The 16,923-nt window shown below is 65.0% G+C and carries 18 protein-coding genes; 16 read left to right on the top strand and 2 right to left on the bottom strand.

The window, feature by feature from the left end; translation table 11 throughout:
* Positions 1-9: 9 nt before the first annotated feature.
* Positions 10-1,473, bottom strand: coding sequence for an NAD-dependent succinate-semialdehyde dehydrogenase (locus DWB85_RS04740; protein WP_117953065.1), 1,464 nt, complete (start codon positions 1,471-1,473; stop codon positions 10-12).
* A gap of 115 nt (positions 1,474-1,588) precedes the next feature.
* Between DWB85_RS04740 and DWB85_RS04745 the strand changes: the two genes are divergently transcribed.
* From DWB85_RS04745 to DWB85_RS04755, 3 genes are all read left to right on the top strand, one after another.
* Positions 1,589-2,500 carry a LysR substrate-binding domain-containing protein gene (locus tag DWB85_RS04745; RefSeq protein ID WP_117953066.1) on the top strand — a complete coding sequence of 304 codons (912 nt, stop codon included), beginning with the start codon at positions 1,589-1,591 and terminating at the stop codon, positions 2,498-2,500.
* A gap of 89 nt (positions 2,501-2,589) precedes the next feature.
* Entirely contained in the window at positions 2,590-2,994 is a 405-nt protein-coding gene (gene cueR / locus DWB85_RS04750; RefSeq protein WP_117953285.1) for a Cu(I)-responsive transcriptional regulator, read from the top strand.
* A complete protein-coding gene (locus tag DWB85_RS04755) occupies positions 2,991-4,121 on the top strand; it encodes a permease (RefSeq protein WP_117953067.1) in 1,131 nt (376 codons plus the stop codon). The genes cueR and DWB85_RS04755 overlap by 4 nt, the downstream gene beginning before the upstream one ends.
* 4 nt (positions 4,122-4,125) lie before the next feature.
* Here DWB85_RS04755 and DWB85_RS04760 read toward each other — a convergent pair whose 3' ends face one another.
* Positions 4,126-4,788 carry a pseudouridine synthase gene (locus tag DWB85_RS04760; protein ID WP_117953068.1) on the bottom strand — a complete coding sequence of 221 codons (663 nt, stop codon included), beginning with the start codon at positions 4,786-4,788 and terminating at the stop codon, positions 4,126-4,128.
* A gap of 53 nt (positions 4,789-4,841) precedes the next feature.
* On the opposite strand from DWB85_RS04760, the gene DWB85_RS04765 reads away from it, so the two are divergent.
* From DWB85_RS04765 to DWB85_RS04825, 13 genes are all read left to right on the top strand, one after another.
* Positions 4,842-5,531 (top strand): class I SAM-dependent methyltransferase, encoded by a 690-nt coding sequence (locus tag DWB85_RS04765; RefSeq protein WP_117953069.1) that lies wholly within the window; start codon positions 4,842-4,844, stop codon positions 5,529-5,531.
* 47 nt (positions 5,532-5,578) lie between these two features.
* Complete coding sequence (gene accA / locus DWB85_RS04770; RefSeq protein WP_117953070.1) at positions 5,579-6,526, top strand: acetyl-CoA carboxylase carboxyl transferase subunit alpha; 948 nt, start codon at positions 5,579-5,581, stop codon at positions 6,524-6,526.
* 21 nt (positions 6,527-6,547) lie between these two features.
* Positions 6,548-7,903, top strand: coding sequence for a tRNA lysidine(34) synthetase TilS (gene tilS / locus DWB85_RS04775; RefSeq protein ID WP_117953071.1), 1,356 nt, complete (start codon positions 6,548-6,550; stop codon positions 7,901-7,903).
* Positions 7,904-8,022: 119 nt separating this feature from the next.
* The gene (locus DWB85_RS04780; RefSeq protein ID WP_117953072.1) at positions 8,023-9,663 is read left to right on the top strand and encodes a CTP synthase; all 1,641 of its coding nucleotides are present in this window, start codon (positions 8,023-8,025) and stop codon (positions 9,661-9,663) included.
* 26 nt (positions 9,664-9,689) lie between these two features.
* Positions 9,690-10,541, top strand: a complete 852-nt coding sequence (kdsA, locus tag DWB85_RS04785) for a 3-deoxy-8-phosphooctulonate synthase (RefSeq protein ID WP_117953073.1) — start codon at positions 9,690-9,692, stop codon at positions 10,539-10,541.
* A 20-nt stretch (positions 10,542-10,561) separates the two neighbouring features.
* Positions 10,562-11,848: a phosphopyruvate hydratase gene (eno, locus tag DWB85_RS04790; protein ID WP_117953074.1), complete on the top strand. Its 1,287-nt coding sequence runs from the start codon at positions 10,562-10,564 to the stop codon at positions 11,846-11,848.
* Positions 11,849-11,868: 20 nt separating this feature from the next.
* Positions 11,869-12,165, top strand: a complete 297-nt coding sequence (locus DWB85_RS04795) for an FtsB family cell division protein (RefSeq protein WP_239017230.1) — start codon at positions 11,869-11,871, stop codon at positions 12,163-12,165.
* Positions 12,162-12,863 carry a 2-C-methyl-D-erythritol 4-phosphate cytidylyltransferase gene (gene ispD / locus DWB85_RS04800; RefSeq protein ID WP_117953076.1) on the top strand — a complete coding sequence of 234 codons (702 nt, stop codon included), beginning with the start codon at positions 12,162-12,164 and terminating at the stop codon, positions 12,861-12,863. The genes DWB85_RS04795 and ispD overlap by 4 nt, the downstream gene beginning before the upstream one ends.
* The gene (gene ispF / locus DWB85_RS04805; protein WP_117953077.1) at positions 12,854-13,333 is read left to right on the top strand and encodes a 2-C-methyl-D-erythritol 2,4-cyclodiphosphate synthase; all 480 of its coding nucleotides are present in this window, start codon (positions 12,854-12,856) and stop codon (positions 13,331-13,333) included. The genes ispD and ispF overlap by 10 nt, the downstream gene beginning before the upstream one ends.
* The gene (gene truD, locus DWB85_RS04810; RefSeq protein WP_117953078.1) at positions 13,330-14,352 is read left to right on the top strand and encodes a tRNA pseudouridine(13) synthase TruD; all 1,023 of its coding nucleotides are present in this window, start codon (positions 13,330-13,332) and stop codon (positions 14,350-14,352) included. The genes ispF and truD overlap by 4 nt, the downstream gene beginning before the upstream one ends.
* A 51-nt stretch (positions 14,353-14,403) precedes the next feature.
* A complete protein-coding gene (locus tag DWB85_RS04815) occupies positions 14,404-15,066 on the top strand; it encodes a protein-L-isoaspartate(D-aspartate) O-methyltransferase (RefSeq protein WP_117953079.1) in 663 nt (220 codons plus the stop codon).
* A gap of 2 nt (positions 15,067-15,068) precedes the next feature.
* Positions 15,069-15,989, top strand: coding sequence for a DUF368 domain-containing protein (locus tag DWB85_RS04820; protein WP_117953080.1), 921 nt, complete (start codon positions 15,069-15,071; stop codon positions 15,987-15,989).
* A 123-nt stretch (positions 15,990-16,112) separates the two neighbouring features.
* Positions 16,113-16,865, top strand: coding sequence for a peptidoglycan DD-metalloendopeptidase family protein (locus tag DWB85_RS04825; RefSeq protein WP_239017220.1), 753 nt, complete (start codon positions 16,113-16,115; stop codon positions 16,863-16,865).
* Positions 16,866-16,923: the final 58 nt, after the last annotated feature.

Raw genomic sequence — 16,923 nt, forward strand, 5'->3', positions numbered from 1 at the left:
GCGCCGTGCTCAGGCCGGGTTTATTCCGCCCATGCAAATATATTTGACCTCGACGTAGTCATCGATGCCGTAACGGGAACCTTCCCGTCCCAGCCCGGACGCCTTCATGCCGCCGAAGGGTACCAGTTCCGAGGTAATGGCCACTTCATTAACCCCTACCATGCCGTACTCGATGGCCTCGCTGACCCGCCATACCCGGCCAATGTCTGCAGTATAGAGGTAAGCGGCGAGACCGTACTCAGTGTCGTTGGCCATGGCAATGGCTTCCGCCTCATCGCGAAAGCGCAGCACCGGGGCCACGGGGCCAAAAATTTCCTCGCGGAACACGCGCATATCGGCAGTCACATCCGCAAGCACCGTGGGCTGGTAGAAGCTGGGGCCCAGTTCATCCAGTGCCTGGCCACCCGTGACGAGGCGGGCGCCGGCAGCAACTGAATCTTCCACCATCGCACCGACCTTGGCCCGCGCGCGGGGATCAATCAGCGGCCCGAGTGTGGTGTTTTCGTCCATGCCGTCGCCGACGGTGAAGCGGGCCACCCGGGCGGCAAATTTTTCCAGGAAGCTGTCGTAGATACTGTCATCCACCAGCAGGCGGTTGGCACAGACGCAGGTCTGTCCCGCGTTGCGGTACTTGCTGGCGATGGCGCCCTGCACCGCGGCATCCAGGTCGGCGTCCGCGAACACCAGGATGGGCGCGTTGCCGCCCAGCTCCATGGATACCTTTTTCACCGTATCCGCACTCTGGGACAGCAGTTTTTTACCCACCGCGGTGGAGCCGGTGAAGGTGAGTTTGCGCACGGTATCGCTGGCGGTCAGTTCCCGGCCGATGGCCTCGGCATCCGTGCCGGTAACCACGTTGAGCAGGCCGCGGGGAATGCCGGCCCGGTCCGCCAGTTCCGCCAGCGCCAGCGCCGACAGCGGCGTTTCCGCCGCCGGTTTCAGTACCACGGCACAGCCGGCGGCCAGGGCGGGTCCCACCTTGCGGGTGATCATGGCGCTGGGAAAGTTCCAGGGGGTGATTGCCGCAACCACGCCGACCGGCTGCTTGATCACGATCGCCCTGCGATCCGCGGGGCCCGGGATAAGGTCACCGTAAATGCGCTTGGCCTCCTCGGCGAACCACTCGACAAAGGATGCCGCGTAGGTGATTTCCAGCCGTGCTTCCGCCAGCACCTTGCCCTGTTCCGCGGTCATCAGCCGGGCCAGGTCCTCCCGGTGGGCCAGGATCAGCTCGAACCAGCGCCGCAGCAGGGTGCTGCGCTCTGTCGCCGGGCGCTCGCGCCAGCTGGCCATGGCCCGCTGTGCCGCGGCTATCGCCTCGCGGGTGGCGGCCGCCCCGAGATCGGCCACCTCGGCAATGGTCTCGCCGCTGGCGGGGTTGCAGACGGGAAAGCGCTGCTGCGCGCCGCGCCACTGGCCGTCGATAAAGCTGTCGGCGTGGAGCAGGGCGGGGTCATGGAGGTGGAGATTCATGGGCTTGCCTGGTTCCGCTACGGTTTGCATGGTGCTTATTGTCCGTATTGCATATCTCACTACAATCGATATATTTGCACATTATTGGTGATTAAAAGTAACCAAAGGCGAGCCCATGGACATTACCCGTCGCAACCTGCCCCTCAATGCCCTGCGGGCCTTTGAGGTGGCGGCCCGCCACTGCCACCTGCGGCGAGCCGCCGACGAACTGGGGGTCACCCACGGCGCGGTCTCCCGGCAGATCCGCCAGCTGGAAGCGCAGCTGGGAACACAGCTGTTCGATCGCAGCAATAACCGGCTGGCGCTCACCCTGGAGGGACGGCGCCTGGCCCGGGCCGTCAGCGAGGCCCTGGACCGGCTGACCGAGGGCGCACTGTCGGTGGATCCGACCTCCCTGCCCGGGGAACTGGTGATCGCCGCGCCCCCGTCAATTTCCGCCTGCTGGTTGCTGGCCATGATTGCCGACTTCAACCGCAGCTACCCGGAAATCGAGATCCGTCTCGACAACATCAATCCCCTGCAGCAGGAGTTGCCCGCCAACGTCGAGGTCGCGGTCTGCTTTGGCGAACCCCGGGCGCCCAAAAAAGTGGTGCGGGAGCTGTTTCGCGAATCCTATGGCCCGGTGCTCAGCCCGGCCCTGTTGCCGCCGGAGGGTGCTGTCAGCGAGCCCCGCGACTTGCTGCGTCTGCCGCTGATTCACGACCGCCATGGACGCTGGCAGCGCTGGCTGGCAAACCAGGGGCTGCGCGAGCGCGATGCCCGGTCGCATATCTATGTCCAGGACTCCTACCTGGGTATAGCCGCCGCCAGGGATGGCTGCGGCGTATTCCTGGCGGACCGCATAGAGGTGTCCAGCGACCTGCGCAACGGTTCCCTGGTGGCCCTGGGCGGGCCCACCGTCGAGGCCCGACACTCCCATTACCTGGTGACTGACCTGCCGGAGGCGGTCAGCGCCCGGGCCCGGCTGTTTGCCGAGTACCTGGGGCGCGAGCTGGGAGTCCCGGGAAGCGGGTCGCTGTCCGCTTGAAGCGGGCCCCGATAACATTCCGGCAAGGGGCTTGACCTTCCAGCTACAGGAAGGTTTACATTGGCGCTATGGACAGCCAGGAGGTGCTGATGAATATCTCGGAAGCGGCCCGTCGCAGCGGGCTCAGCAGTAAAACCATTCGTTACTATGAAGACATCGGCCTGATCGCCAGCCCCCGGCGCGGCGACAATGGCTACCGCCAGTATGAAGACGCGGCGGTGGAAGAGCTGCAGTTCCTGGGCCGGGCCCGGGAAGTGGGCTTCGACCTGGAAGAGTGCCGGCAATTGCTCGACCTGCACCGGGATAGCGGGCGCCAGAGCCGCCATGCCCGCCAGCTGGTGCTGGAAAAAAGCGCCCAGCTGCAGCAGCGCATCGATGCGCTGAAGTCGATGCAGGGGGTGCTGGAGGATATGGCCAGCCGCTGCCGGGGCGACGAGGGACCGGAGTGCGCCATTCTCGAAGACCTGGCCCACGGTGAGGAGCGCAGCCCATGACAGCCATTGACCAACAACAGGGCGACCAGCGCCGGGAAGGCAGCTGCTGCGCCAGCCAACAAGCGGCGGAGACCAGCGCCAGCTGTCACCCGGCGCAGAGTGACGACAGCTGCTGTGAAACCCCGGCCAACAGGGACTATTTCCTCTGGACCTGCCTGGTGATTGTTGCTGTCGCCTATCCCCTGGGTGCCCTGGCTCCTCACGACCATGACACGGCCTTCGGGGTATTTACCGGCGGTATCTTTGAACTGTTTAATGCAATGTGGTGGGGGATGGCCCTGGGTATTGTCTTCGTGGGCCTGCTGAGCCGGGTGCCGCGGGAGCTGGTGATGGGCGTGCTGGGACGCGATGGCGGCCTGCACGGGCTGCTGCGGGCCACGCTGGCCGGCGTGTTTCTCGACCTCTGCAGCCACGGTATTCTCGCCGTGGGCATGAAACTCTACGAACGGGGCGCCACCATTGGCCAGGTGATGGCCTTCCTGCTGGCCAGTCCCTGGAATTCCTTTTCGCTGACCCTGATCCTGTTCGGTCTGATCGGTGTCGGCTGGACGCTGCTGTTTATTGTCCTGTCACTGGTGATCGGGATTATCTCGGGGCTTATCTTTGACGCCCTGGTCGCCCGCGGTACCCTGCCGCAAAATCCCTCGCGGGAGGAACTGGGTGAGGAGCGGCCGCTGGGAGAAATGTGGGCCGAGCTGCGCCAGTCGATGACGCTCTCCGCCAGTGGCACCGCCGGTATCCTCAGGGATGGCTTCGCCGGTTCGCGGGTGGTTATCCGCTGGTCCCTGTTCGGCCTTATCCTGGCGGGGGCGATTCGCGCGCTGATGCCGGAAGAGAGTTTCGCCACCTGGTTCGGCGCCACCATGGGCGGACTGTGGCTGACCCTGCTGGCGACCACCATCATCGAAGTCTGCAGTGAGGGTTCCACACCGATCGCAGCCGACCTGCTCAACCGGGCGGGGGCGCCGGGCAACGCCTTTACCTTCCTGATGGCGGGAGTGGCCACCGACTATACCGAGGTGATGTCAATCAGGGATACCTCCCGCTCCTGGAAGATCGCCCTGTACCTGCCGTTGATCACGGTGCCGCAGGTGATGGTGTTGGGCTATATCCTCAACCACTTCTAGGCGTTTAAAAATCCGGCGGGCACTCAGCGCTCAGCCACTGGCCGGTGGCCGGGTGCTCGAAGCCGATGCTCGTGGCGTGCAGCAGCAGGCGGTCCGCCATCGCCAGCGCTTCGGCATGGGCGTACATGTCGCAGCCCAGGATCGGGTGACCCAGCTCGCGCAGGTGAATGCGCAGCTGGTGGGAGCGCCCGGTCACCGGTTTGAGCAACAGGCGGGTACGATCAGCCTGTCGCTCCAGCACCCGGTAGTGGGTGAGGGCGTATTTACCCCGTTCATGGTCGATCATCTGCAGCGGGCGACGCTCCCAGTCGCAGCGAATGGGCAGCTCGATCTTGCCCTCATCCTCCGCCACCCGGCCGTAGACCACCGCGTGGTAGCTTTTCTCCACCTTGCGTTGCTGGAACTGCCGGCTGATATGGGCGTGGGTCGGCTTGTCCAGCGGGATGATCATGATGCCCGAGGTGTCCAGGTCCAGCCGGTGGACGATGCTGGCGCTGGGATAGTCCCGCTGCAGGCGGGTAATGAGGCAATCCCGGTTGAGCGGATGGCGACCGGGAATGCTCAGCAGCAGGTCCGGTTTGCGCACCAGCAACAGGTGCTCGTCCGCGTACAGGATACGGATTTCCTCCTGGCTGTGGGGGACGAGGTAGGGGGGCAGTTCGGACATGGCCGCTAGTGTAATACCCGTGTCCGCCAGCACAAGCGTTATAATCCGCGCCCATGTCTGACCCTCGAGAAGCTTTACAGTCCGCACTCGCTGCCATTATCCCCGGCGGCGAGCTGGCGACCATGACCCTGCCCGATGTCCCCGAGATGCAGCTACTGCTGCTGTCGCCCGATTATCCGCGCGGAAATCTCAGTGCAGCCGAGATGCAACGGATTATGGATAACCCGCTGTACTGGGTGTTCTGCTGGGCCTCGGGGCAGGTACTGGCCCGTTACCTGCTGGATAACCCGGCCCGGGTGAGGGGCAGGCGGGTACTGGATTTCGGCTGCGGTTCAGGGGTGGTTGCCATCGCCGCCGCCCTGGCCGGTGCGCGGGAGGTGATCGCCTGCGATATCGACCCCCTGGCGCTCGCCGCCACCGGGGTCAACGCCCGTCTCAACGGGGTCGAGCTGAGCCTCAGTGATGACTATTTCGCAGTGAGCGGCGAGCTGGATATCATCATCGTTGCCGATGTTCTCTACGACCGGGAGAATCTGCCCTGGCTGCAGCGGTTCGCAGCCCGGGCACCGCAGGTACTGGTCGCCGATTCCCGGGTCAAGGACTTCGACTATCCCCCCTACCGGGCGCTCAGCAGGCGGGACAGCTGCACCCTGCCGGACCTGGATGAGTCGGTGGAGTTCCGGGATGTGCGGATCTACCTGGCCGATAGTTTGGGGCATTCTGCCATTGGTGGAGCCCCCTGAATTTTTGTACACTGTGGCCTTGCCCGAATGCCACCAATGGATAGCTGATGAACCCCAATTACCTTGATTTTGAACAGCCCATCGCCGAACTCGAAGTAAAGATCGAGGAACTGCAGCTGGTGGGCTCTGATAATGAGCTCAACATCAGCGAGGAAATCGAGACCCTGCGGGAGAAGAGCACCCGGCTGACCGAGAAAATCTACGCCAACCTCAGCTCCTGGGACATCGTCAAGGTGGCGCGCCACCCCCTGCGGCCCTACAGCCTGGATTATATTCCGCGCATCTTCACCGAGTTCGACGAGCTGCACGGTGATCGCCATTTCGGTGATGACAACGCCATCGTCGGCGGCATCGCCCGGCTGGATGGTCGCCCGGTCATGGTCATCGGCCAGGAGAAGGGCAGGGCGGTCAAGGACAAGGTCATGCGCAACTTCGGCATGCCCAAACCGGAAGGCTATCGCAAGGCGCTGCGCCTGATGGAAATGGCCGAGCGCTTCAAGATGCCGGTGATCACCCTCATCGACACCCCCGGAGCCTACCCCGGTATCGATTCCGAGGAGCGGGGCATCAGTGAATCCATCGCCCAGAACCTGGCGGTCATGTCCCGCCTGGCCACGCCCATTGTCTGCGTGGTGATAGGCGAGGGAAGTTCCGGTGGCGCACTGGGCATCGGCGTTGGCGATCACCTGGCCATGTTGCAGTACTCCACCTACTTCGTGATTTCGCCGGAGGGCTGCGCCAATATCATCTGGAAAGATTCGGCCAACGCCCCCGATGCGGCCGAGGCCATGGGCGTGACCTCGGCCGTCCTGCAGGACCTGGGGATCGTCGACGCCACCATTCCCGAGCCCCTGGGCGGCGCCCACCGGGATGTGGATGCCATGGCCGAGCGCATCAAGGCCCACCTGCTGGAGCAACTGCAGGGCCTGGAGCAGCTGCCGCTGGAAGACCTGCTGGCCAAGCGCTACCAGCGCCTCATGTCCTACGGTAACTAAATACTTTCACCTGCCTCTGACATGGCCCGGGTCATCCGCCATACCCTGCTGGATGAAGCGCTCGCCGATCATCTGCAGGCGCCGCACTGGTATGTGGCCTTCAGCGGCGGTGTGGATTCAACCGCGCTGCTGCAGTTGCTCAACCAGTGGTGCCGCGCCCACAAGGACGCGCCGCCACTGAGCGCCGTGCATGTCAATCACGGTATCCAGGACCAGGCCACCGAATGGGAGAATCACTGTGCCTGGATCTGCCGCTTCCTCAATGTCCCCTTTAGCGCCCTGCGCGCGGAAGTTTCGGTGCGCGGCAAGGGGCTGGAATCCGCAGCCCGCGAGGCGCGCTACGCCTGCTTCGAGGAACAGCTGGGGAAGGGCGAGCTGCTGTTTCTGGGCCACCACCTGGATGACCAGGTAGAGACCTTCTTCCTGCGCCTGCTGCGCGGCGCCGGGGTGGAGGGGCTCGCCGCGATGCCGCGGGAGCGCGAGCTGGGGCGCGGCCGCCTGTTGCGGCCGCTGCTCGATACCAGTCGCTCACAGTTGCAGGCCTACGCCGAGGCCCAGGGTTTGCGCTGGATCGATGATCCTTCCAACGCCGGCACCAGCCAGGACCGCAACTACCTGCGCCATGAGGTGATGCCGCGGGTGCAACAGCGCTGGCCGGCCTACCGGCAGACCGTCAGCCGGGCCGCCAGGCACCTGGCGGGGCTGTCCCTGGGCCGGGAGCAGGCCCTGCCTGTGCCTACTACCAGCTACAGCAGCCTGGGTGACCCCGGGCTGCCGCTGGATTTCCTTGCCGGCAGTGCTGACGACCATGCGGTGCTGCTTATTCGCAGCTGGCTGCGAACGCTGGGCCTGCAGCTGCCGGACCAGGCGCTACTGGAGGAATTCCTGCGCCAGTTGCGCCAGGCGCGGACAGATGCCCGGCCCCTGCTGAATACCGGCAGCTACCGCTTGCAGCGGTATCGGGAGCACCTGTATCTGCTGCCGGCGGACAGCCCGCCGCCGGAGGAGGATACAGTGCTGGCGCCGGGGCAGGCCCGGGATATTCCCGGTGTGGGGCGAGTTGCCCTGCGGCGCTGCCAGGGAGAGGGTATCTGGCTGGCGGCGGACGAAGAGCTGCAACTGTGCTGGCGCGACGGTGGCGAGCGGGTTCGCCTGGCCGGTGACAAGCGCAGCAAAACCCTGAAAAAGGTGCTGCAGGAGGCGGCCGTGCCGCCCTGGTGGCGGCGGCGCGTGCCGCTGCTCTACCTGGGGCAGGAGCTGGTCGCCATCGGTGCCATCGGGGCCTGCCACAGCACTCGCTGGGGCGACCGGGGGCAGGATGCGGAGGCCCCCTGGGAGCTGGTCTGGGAAGCGACAAATACCGCTTGCCGCGATTGAGCTGATCAGGGCTTTCTGGTACGCTGGCTTCCCATCTTTTCACAGGACTTCCACCGCCCCGCAGGGAGCGTCGTGGAGGGTTTGTGTATCCCGAAATATAGCGTAATTAAAGGCTTTTCATGACGCGTTACGTCTTCGTCACTGGTGGTGTGGTTTCCTCGTTGGGTAAGGGCATCGCCGCGGCGTCCCTTGCCGCTGTGCTCGAAGCACGTGGGCTGAAAGTCACCCTGCTGAAACTCGATCCGTATATCAATATCGACCCGGGCACCATGAGCCCGTTCCAGCACGGCGAGGTTTTCGTCACCGAGGACGGCGCCGAGACCGACCTCGACCTGGGTCACTACGAGCGTTTCACCCACACCACGATGAAACGCAGCAACAACTTTACCACCGGCCGGGTCTATAACGCGGTGTTGCGCAAGGAGCGCCGCGGCGACTACCTCGGTGGCACGGTGCAGGTCATTCCCCACATCACCGATGAAATCAAGCGCCGGGTGGTGCTCGGGGCCGGCGATGCGGACATCGCGGTAATCGAAATCGGCGGTACCGTGGGCGACATCGAGGGCCTGCCGTTTCTGGAAGCCGCCCGTCAGTTGAAGGTTGAAATGGGCCCCGGCCGGGCGCTGCTGATGCACCTGACCCTGGTGCCCTATATCGCCACCGCCGGCGAGATCAAGACCAAACCTACCCAGCACTCGGTGAAGGAGCTGCGCGCCCTGGGCCTGCAGCCGGATATCCTGCTGTGCCGCTGCTCGGTGGATATCGAGGAGAGCGCCCGCAAGAAAATCTCCCTGTTCACCAACGTCGAGGAACGGGCGGTCATCCCCCTGCAGGACGCAGATTCCATTTACCGGATCCCGGGCATGCTGCGCGGCTTCGGCCTGGACGACTTCGTGGTCGAGCGCTTTGGCATCGACTGCAAGCCGGCGGACCTGTCGGAATGGGATGACGTGATCGAGCGCGAGTTCTGCGAGACCGCCGGAGAAGTGCGGGTGGCCATGGTCGGCAAGTACATGGACCTGCTGGACGCCTACAAATCGCTCAATGAGGCCCTGGCCCACGCCGGCCTGCAAACCCTGACCAAGGTGCGCATCGACCATATAGACGCCGAGGAAATCGAGGAAAAGGGCACCGCCGCGCTGGAAGGGGTGGACGCCATCCTGGTGCCTGGCGGCTTTGGCGACCGGGGTATCGAGGGCAAGATCACCGCGGTGCGCTACGCCCGGGAAAACAACATCCCCTTCCTCGGTATCTGCCTGGGCATGCACGTTGCGCTGGTGGAATACGCCCGCAACGTGTGCGGCCTGGAGGGCGCCCATTCCACTGAAATGGACGCCAGCACCAAACACCCCATTGTCGGCCTGATCACCGAGTGGCAGAACGCCGACGGCAGCACCGAACAGCGCGATGAGTCATCGGACATGGGCGGCACCATGCGCCTGGGGGCGCAGCCCTGCCACCTGGAGCCCGGCACCCGGGTGCGGGAGATTTACGGCGTCGATACCATCGAGGAGCGTCATCGTCACCGCTATGAGGTGAACAATAATTATGTCGACCAGCTGTGCGCCGCCGGCATGAAGATTGGCGGCTGGTCAGCCGACCGCTCGCTGGTGGAAATGGTGGAACTGCCTGATCATCCCTGGTTCGTGGCCTGCCAGTTCCACCCGGAATTCACCTCCCGGCCACGGGGTGGACACCCCCTGTTCACCAGCTATATCAGGGCCGCAATTGACCACGCCGAGGCCGGGGCCACCGGCTGACCGGCTTAGCAGAAAGAGGACAGGCCGTGACCGACCAGACCGTTACTCTCGGAGACATCCGCTTTGACAACCGCGAGCCCTTTGTGTTGCTGGGCGGCGTTAACGTACTCGAGAGCCGGGATTTCGCCCTGTCGGTGGCCGAGCACTATGTCAAGGTGTGCGCCGAACTGGGTATTCCCTATGTCTTCAAGGCCTCCTATGACAAGGCCAATCGTTCCTCCATTCACTCCTTCCGCGGGCCGGGGCTGGACGAGGGACTGGCCATTCTGGCCGAGGTAAAATCGACCTTCGGCGTACCGGTGATCACCGACGTGCACAGCCCGGAGGAGGCGGCACCGGCGGCCGAGGTGGTCGACATTATCCAGCTGCCGGCTTTTCTGGCCCGGCAGACCGACCTGGTGGCGGCCATGGCGGCGACCGGTTCGGTGATCAACGTGAAGAAGCCGCAGTTTCTCAGCCCCTCGCAGATGGCCAACGTGGTCGACAAATTTGCCGAGTGCGGCAACAACCGCATCCTCCTCTGCGAGCGCGGCAGTAATTTCGGTTATGACAACCTGGTGGTCGACATGCTCGGCTTCGGGGTAATGAAACAGGCCTGCGGCAACGCGCCGCTGGTGTTTGACGTTACCCACGCACTGCAGTGCCGCGACCCGGGGGGCGCGGCCTCTGGCGGGCGCCGCGGCCAGGTGGCCGAACTGGCCCGGGCGGGTATGGCCACCGGCCTGGCCAGCCTGTTCCTGGAGGCGCACCCGGACCCCGACAACGCCCGGTGTGACGGCCCCAGCGCCTTGCCACTGGAGCAACTGGAACCCTTTCTTGCGCAGGTAAAAGCGGTGGATGACCTGGTGAAGTCCATGCCCCCCCTGCAAATCGATTAGCACACACGGAGCACTAGCTAATGAGCAACATCGCAGACATACAGGCATTCGAGGTCATGGACTCCCGGGGCAATCCCACGGTGATGGCGGAAGTCCGGCTGGAATCCGGCCAGGTGGGTTGCGCCTGTGCGCCCTCCGGCGCCTCCACCGGTTCCCGGGAAGCGCTGGAGTTGCGTGACGGCGACAACAGCCGCTACCTGGGCAAGGGGGTGCTCAACGCGGTCGGCAATGTGAATGGCCCCATTCGCGATCTGCTGCTGGGCGCCGATGCGCTGGCCCAGCGCGACCTGGACCAGGCGATGATCGCTGCTGACGGTACCGAGAACAAGGCAAAGTTTGGCGCCAATGCCATTCTCGCGGTTTCCCTGGCGGCGGCCAGGGCCGCGGCCCAGGCCAAGGGTATTCCCCTGTACCAGCACATCGCCGAGGTCAATGGCAGCAGCGACTACACCATGCCGGTGCCGATGATGAACATCCTCAACGGTGGCGAGCACGCGGACAACAACGTCGATATCCAGGAGTTCATGGTGCAGCCGGTAGCGGCGCCCACCTTCGCCGAGGGCCTGCGCGCCGGCGCCGAGATCTTCCACCAGCTGAAAAAGGTGCTGTCTTCCCGCGGGCTCAGCACGGCGGTGGGTGACGAGGGCGGTTTTGCCCCCAACCTGCCTTCCAACGAGGCCGCCCTGGAAGCGATCGCCGACGCGGTCAACAAGGCGGGCTACAAGCTCGGCAGCGACATTACCCTGGCGCTGGACTGTGCCGCCTCGGAATTTTATAACAACGGGGTCTATGACCTGGCGGGCGAGGGCAAGCAGTTCTCCAGCGAGGCCTTCTGCGACTACCTGGCGGACCTCGCGGCGGGGCACCCGATTATCTCGATTGAAGACGGCCTGGACGAATCCGACTGGGATGGCTGGAAACTGTTGACCGACAAGATCGGCGACCGGGTGCAACTGGTCGGTGACGACCTGTTCGTGACCAACACCAAAATCCTCAAGCAGGGCATCGATATGGGGGTGGGCAATTCCATCCTGATCAAGTTCAACCAGATCGGCAGCCTGACCGAGACCCTGGACGCGATCGCCATGGCCAAGGCAGCGGGCTACACCGCGGTGATCTCCCATCGCTCCGGTGAAACCGAGGACACCACCATCGCCGACCTGGCGGTGGCCACTGCCGCCGGCCAGATCAAGACCGGTTCCCTGTGTCGTTCCGACCGGGTTGCCAAGTACAACCGCCTGCTGCGCATCGAGGCGGAATTGGCGGGCAGGGCGCCCTACCGCGGCATCGCGGAATTCAAGCGCTAGGCGGAAGACGCTTGCGCTGGGTGCTGGGGATACTGCTCGTCCTGCTGGTCATCCTGCAGTATCGCCTGTGGATTGCCGAGGGCAGCATTGCCGAGCAGCAGCGCCTCAAGGCCCAGGTGGAGGAGTTCACCCGGGTCAACGCCGAGCTGGAAGCCCGCAACGCGGTGCTGGAGCGAGAGGTGCTGGAGCTGCAAACCGGCAATGCCGGGGTGGAGCAACGGGCCCGTGAGCAGCTGAACCTGGTGCGCGAGGGTGAAATCTTTTACCAGGTGGAAGAGGCCGGCGCCGCGCCTGTGAAGCCGGGTGCTGCGGAGTGAGCGCCGGGCTGCACGGGGTGATTCCCGCCGCCGGTATCGGCGCCCGCATGGCAGCCGAGCTCCCCAAGCAGTACCTGCAGATAGACGGGCGCACCCTGCTGGAGATCAGCGCGCAGACGCTGCTGCGGGTGCCGGGCATGGCGAGCCTGACCATCGCCCTTCACCCCGATGACGACCGCGCACGGGGGCTGCCCCTGCTGCAGGACCTGCGAGTGAGGTTTACCACCGGCGGGAAGGAGCGGGCCGACTCGGTGCTGGCGGCCTTGCTGGCGATAGCGGGTGACGAACAGGGCTGGGTACTGGTGCACGACGCCGCCCGGCCCGGTCTGCCGCTGGCGGCGGTGCAGCGGCTGATCGAGCGGGTCGTGTCGGCGGGGCAGGGGGGGATCCTGGCGCTGCCGGTGGTCGATACCGTCAAGCAGGCCGATGCCCGGGGCCGGATCGAGGCAACCCTGGAGCGCGGCCGGCTCTGGCGGGCGCAGACGCCACAGATGTTTCGCCTCGGCGAGTTGACCCGGGCCCTGCAGCAGGCGGTTGCCAGCGGCCAGGCCGTTACCGACGAGGCCTCGGCCATGGAAATGGCCGGCCATGCGGTGCAGCTGGTGCCGGGTTCGGCCGCTAACCTCAAAGTTACCGTGCCCGAGGACCTCGCCCTGGCGAGCTGGTACCTGGGCGCCGGGGAGAACACATGCGTATAGGTCACGGCTATGATGTGCATCGTTTCGAGGCGGGCAGCGGCGTGGTGCTGGGCGGCGTGCACATCCCCCACGACAAGGGCCTTGCCGCGCACTCGGATGGGGATGTGCTGATTCACGCCATTTGTGACGCCCTGCTGGGAGCGATTGCCGGCGGCGATATCGGTCGCCACTTTCCCGACGATGACGTCGCCAACGAAAATATCGACAGCCGCCTGCTGCTGCGCCGGGTGGTCGCCATGCTGGCGCAGGCCGGCTACGCGCTGGGCAATCTCGATGCGACGCTGATCGCCCAGGCCCCGAGGATGGCGCCCCATATCGAGGCCATGCGCGCTAACCTGGCGGCGGACCTGGCAGTGGCGGTTGAGCGGGTCAATGTGAAGGCCACGACCACCGAAAAACTGGGTTTCACCGGCCGGGAAGAGGGGATTGCCGCCCACGCGGTGGTGTTGCTGGAACCCGCCGGCGGATGAGCGAGCCCTGGCCCTGTGCCCTGGGTGGTCCGGTTGCCAGCGGCCGCTTGCGCAGCGTTGCCGGCGATTTTCGGGTGGACGAGGAGCTGGGATTTGAACCGGACGGCGACGGTGAGCATGTGTTCCTGCGACTGGAAAAAACCGGACTCAACACCAGCGACCTGGCCCAGCGCATTGCGTCGTTGAGCGGCATTCACCTGCGCGATATCAGTTTCAGCGGCATGAAGGACCGCAACGCGGTCACCCGGCAGTGGTTCAGTGTGCGGATGGCGGGCAGGGCAGAGCCGGACTGGACTGAACTCGCCGCAAGCGGCGATGTCGCCGTGCTGCAGGTGAGCCGGCATCGGCGCAAGCTGAAACGGGGCGTGCACAGGGCGAACCGCTTCCGCCTGGTGCTGCGGGAACTGACTGGCGACCGCGGCGCCATCGAGCAGCGGCTGTCAGCTATCCGCGCGCAGGGCGCACCGAACTACTTCGGCGAGCAGCGTTTTGGCCGCGGCGGGGCAAACCTGGTCCAGGCCCTGCGCTGGATTGACAGCGGTGGGCGCCGGTTGTCGCGCAACAAACGCAGCCTGTATCTCTCGGTACTGCGCGCGCAGCTGTTCAACCTGCTGCTGGCGGACCGGGTGCGAACTGGCGACTGGAACCGGGTACTGGCCGGGGACAGCTGCATACTGGCCGGCACCCGCAGCCAGTTTTTCTGCCCCGAGCCGGATGCCGATATCGCCCGGCGCTGCGCCGCCGCCGACCTGCACCCGGCGCTGCCGCTGTGGGGGCGCGGCATAGAGCAGCTGGCCGGGGACGCACAGCAGCGCAGGTCGCTGGCCGTGGCGGATTTTTGCGGCGTGGCGGACTTCCTGCTGGCCCAGGGACTGGATCTCGATTGGCGCGCCAGCCGCCTTGTTCCAGATGACTTTTGCTGGCAGTTTTGTGATCATGGCAGCCTGCAACTGGAGTTCCGACTCGGTGCCGGCAGCTTTGCCACGGCGCTGCTGGGAGAGTGTTTCCGGTACGCGTAGTTCAGGATTACTAAAACATAAAATGGGGACAGAGTTGGAGTGGTAAGGGGAGTGAGCAGGGTAGACCTCAACGGCATTGGCATGACCTCACAGCGCACCCGGGAGCGGTTGATCCAGCGCCTGGTCGACCAGGGAATAAGCAACCAGGCGGTGCTGGATGTGATTCGCATCACCCCCAGGCACCTGTTTCTGGATGAGGCCATGGCCCATCGCGCCTACGAGGATGTCGCCCTGCCAATCGGCTTTCAGCAAACGCTTTCCCAGCCCTATATCGTTGCCCGCATGACCGAGCTGCTGCTGCAGGGTGGTACGCCCGGGCGGGTGCTGGAAATCGGCACCGGCTCCGGTTACCAGACCGCCATCCTCGCCCAGCTGGTGGACGAGGTCTACAGCGTCGAGCGCATCAAGCCACTGCAGCAAAAAGCACGCCAGCGGATGCGCCAGCTGAAGCTGCGTAACGTGCACATGAATCATGCCGATGGCGGCATGGGCTGGGTCGAGCGCGGACCCTTTGACGGCATCCTCGCCGCGGCGGCGCCGGAGCGCATACCCCAGGGCCTGCTGGAGCAACTGGCCCCCGGCGGCCGGCTGGTGATTCCCGTGGGCGGGGATACCCAGTACCTGCACGTGGTCGATCGCACCCACGAGGGCTTTGAAACCACCGTGGTCGAGGCGGTCAATTTTGTGCCATTGCGTCCGGGTACGGTGCGTTAGCCTTGACTTCCCTCGGGGTTTTCCTGCGCGGCATGCTGATGGGGGCCGCCGATATTGTCCCCGGTGTGTCCGGCGGCACCATGGCGTTTATCACCGGTATCTATGACACCCTGCTGGGCAGTATCCGCTCGGTGGATGTCGAGTTTGTCCGCCGCCTGCTCAGGTTCGATGTGCGCGGCGCCTGGGAGCACATCAACGGCGGCTTCCTGCTGGCCTTGCTGGCCGGCATCATCACCAGCATTATTACGCTCGCCCGGCTGATTAGCTGGCTGCTCGCGTACCACCCGGTTCCCCTGTGGGCGTTCTTTTTCGGCCTGATCCTGGCTTCGGCGCTGGTGCTGTTGCGCCAGATCAGGGGCTGGACGCCCGCCCGCGGCCTGTGCCTGCTGGCAGGCGTGGCCGTGGCGGCAACTATTGCCCTGGCTCCGGTGGTCGATATGCAGTTTGGTCTCGCCGGGGTTTTCCTGTCCGGTTTCCTGGCCATTTGCGCGATGATACTGCCGGGCATTTCAGGCAGCTTCATCCTGGTGTTGCTGGGCATGTACGGCACGGTGCTGGCCGCCGTCAATGCCTTTGACCTGGCGTTCCTGGCGGTACTGGCCAGCGGGGCGGTGGTCGGGCTACTGTGTTTTTCCCGCTTGCTGCACTTCCTGCTCCACCGCTTTCACGCGGCTACCATGGCGGTGCTGACCGGATTTCTGTTCGGTTCCCTGTTGGTGGTGTGGCCCTGGAAGCAGGTGCTGGCCTGGGTGGCAGGCAGTCATGGCCAGCTCAAGCCGGCACAACAGGTGCCGGTGGGTCCGGTCGAGTTTACCGTGTTGACCGGCGAACCTGCCCAGGTGCCCCTGTGCCTGGGGTTGATGCTACTGGGCTTTATCCTCGTCTGGGTGATCGATGCGCGCTGGGGCGAGCCCGCTGCCTGAGCAGTGCGTTGAACAGCCCGCTGCGGCGGGCCTGGCAAAGGAGACTACGCTATCAGGGCGGTAATCTGCAGTTCACTGCTGCTGTGCCTGGCGGTTGCCTGCGGGGGCAACCCCCCGGCGCCCGTGGAGGACCGTCACTCCCGCAGCGACTCCGGTTCCGCTGGCAACGGCTACACCGTGCAGCGGGGGGACACACTTTACTCCATTGCCTTCCGTTACGGGCTGGACTACCGGCGCCTGGCGGCCGCGAACCGCATCGCACTGCCCTACACGATTTATCCCGGCCAGCGCCTGCAGTTGCGGGAGGCAGATCCCCCCCTGCGCAGCGCCAGCACCAGCAGTTCCCGTCCTGTTGCTGCTCCCGGCGGCCCTTCCGCCGCTTCCGCCGGCAGCCCGGCACCCGCGGCCGCTCCGGCGAGCAAACCGCCTGTCACCAGGCCGTCATCCAGGCCTGTTACAACACCTGGCACCACCCGCCCAGCAGCCGTTGCGGCGCCGGTGGGCGGCCCGGTTAAAACCTGGCGCTGGCCAACCAGCGGCAAGGTCGTGCGGCGCTACTCATCCACGGTGCACAAGGGCATCGACATCAGTGGCAACCTCGGCGACGCCATTGAAGCGGTCGCCGCGGGACAGGTGGTGTACGCGGGCACCGGGATCGTCGGCCTGGGGGAACTGATCATCATCAAGCACAACGATGTTTATCTCAGTGCCTACGGTCACAACAATCGCCTGCTGGTGGCGGAGGGGACACTGGTGAAGGCGGGGCAGAAAATTGCGGAGAAGGGCAACAGCGGTACCGACAAGGTGCAACTGCACTTTGAAATCCGCAAGGAAGGCAAGCCCATTGACCCGCTGCGCCTGTTGCCCAGGCGCTGAGTCAGGCCCCCTCGTGTGGTCCTCGCAGGTGGGGCAGATAGCAGAAGTTAGCCACTGC

The organism is Seongchinamella sediminis (assembly GCF_003457605.1).
Classification (GTDB): domain Bacteria; phylum Pseudomonadota; class Gammaproteobacteria; order Pseudomonadales; family Halieaceae; genus Halioglobus; species Halioglobus sediminis.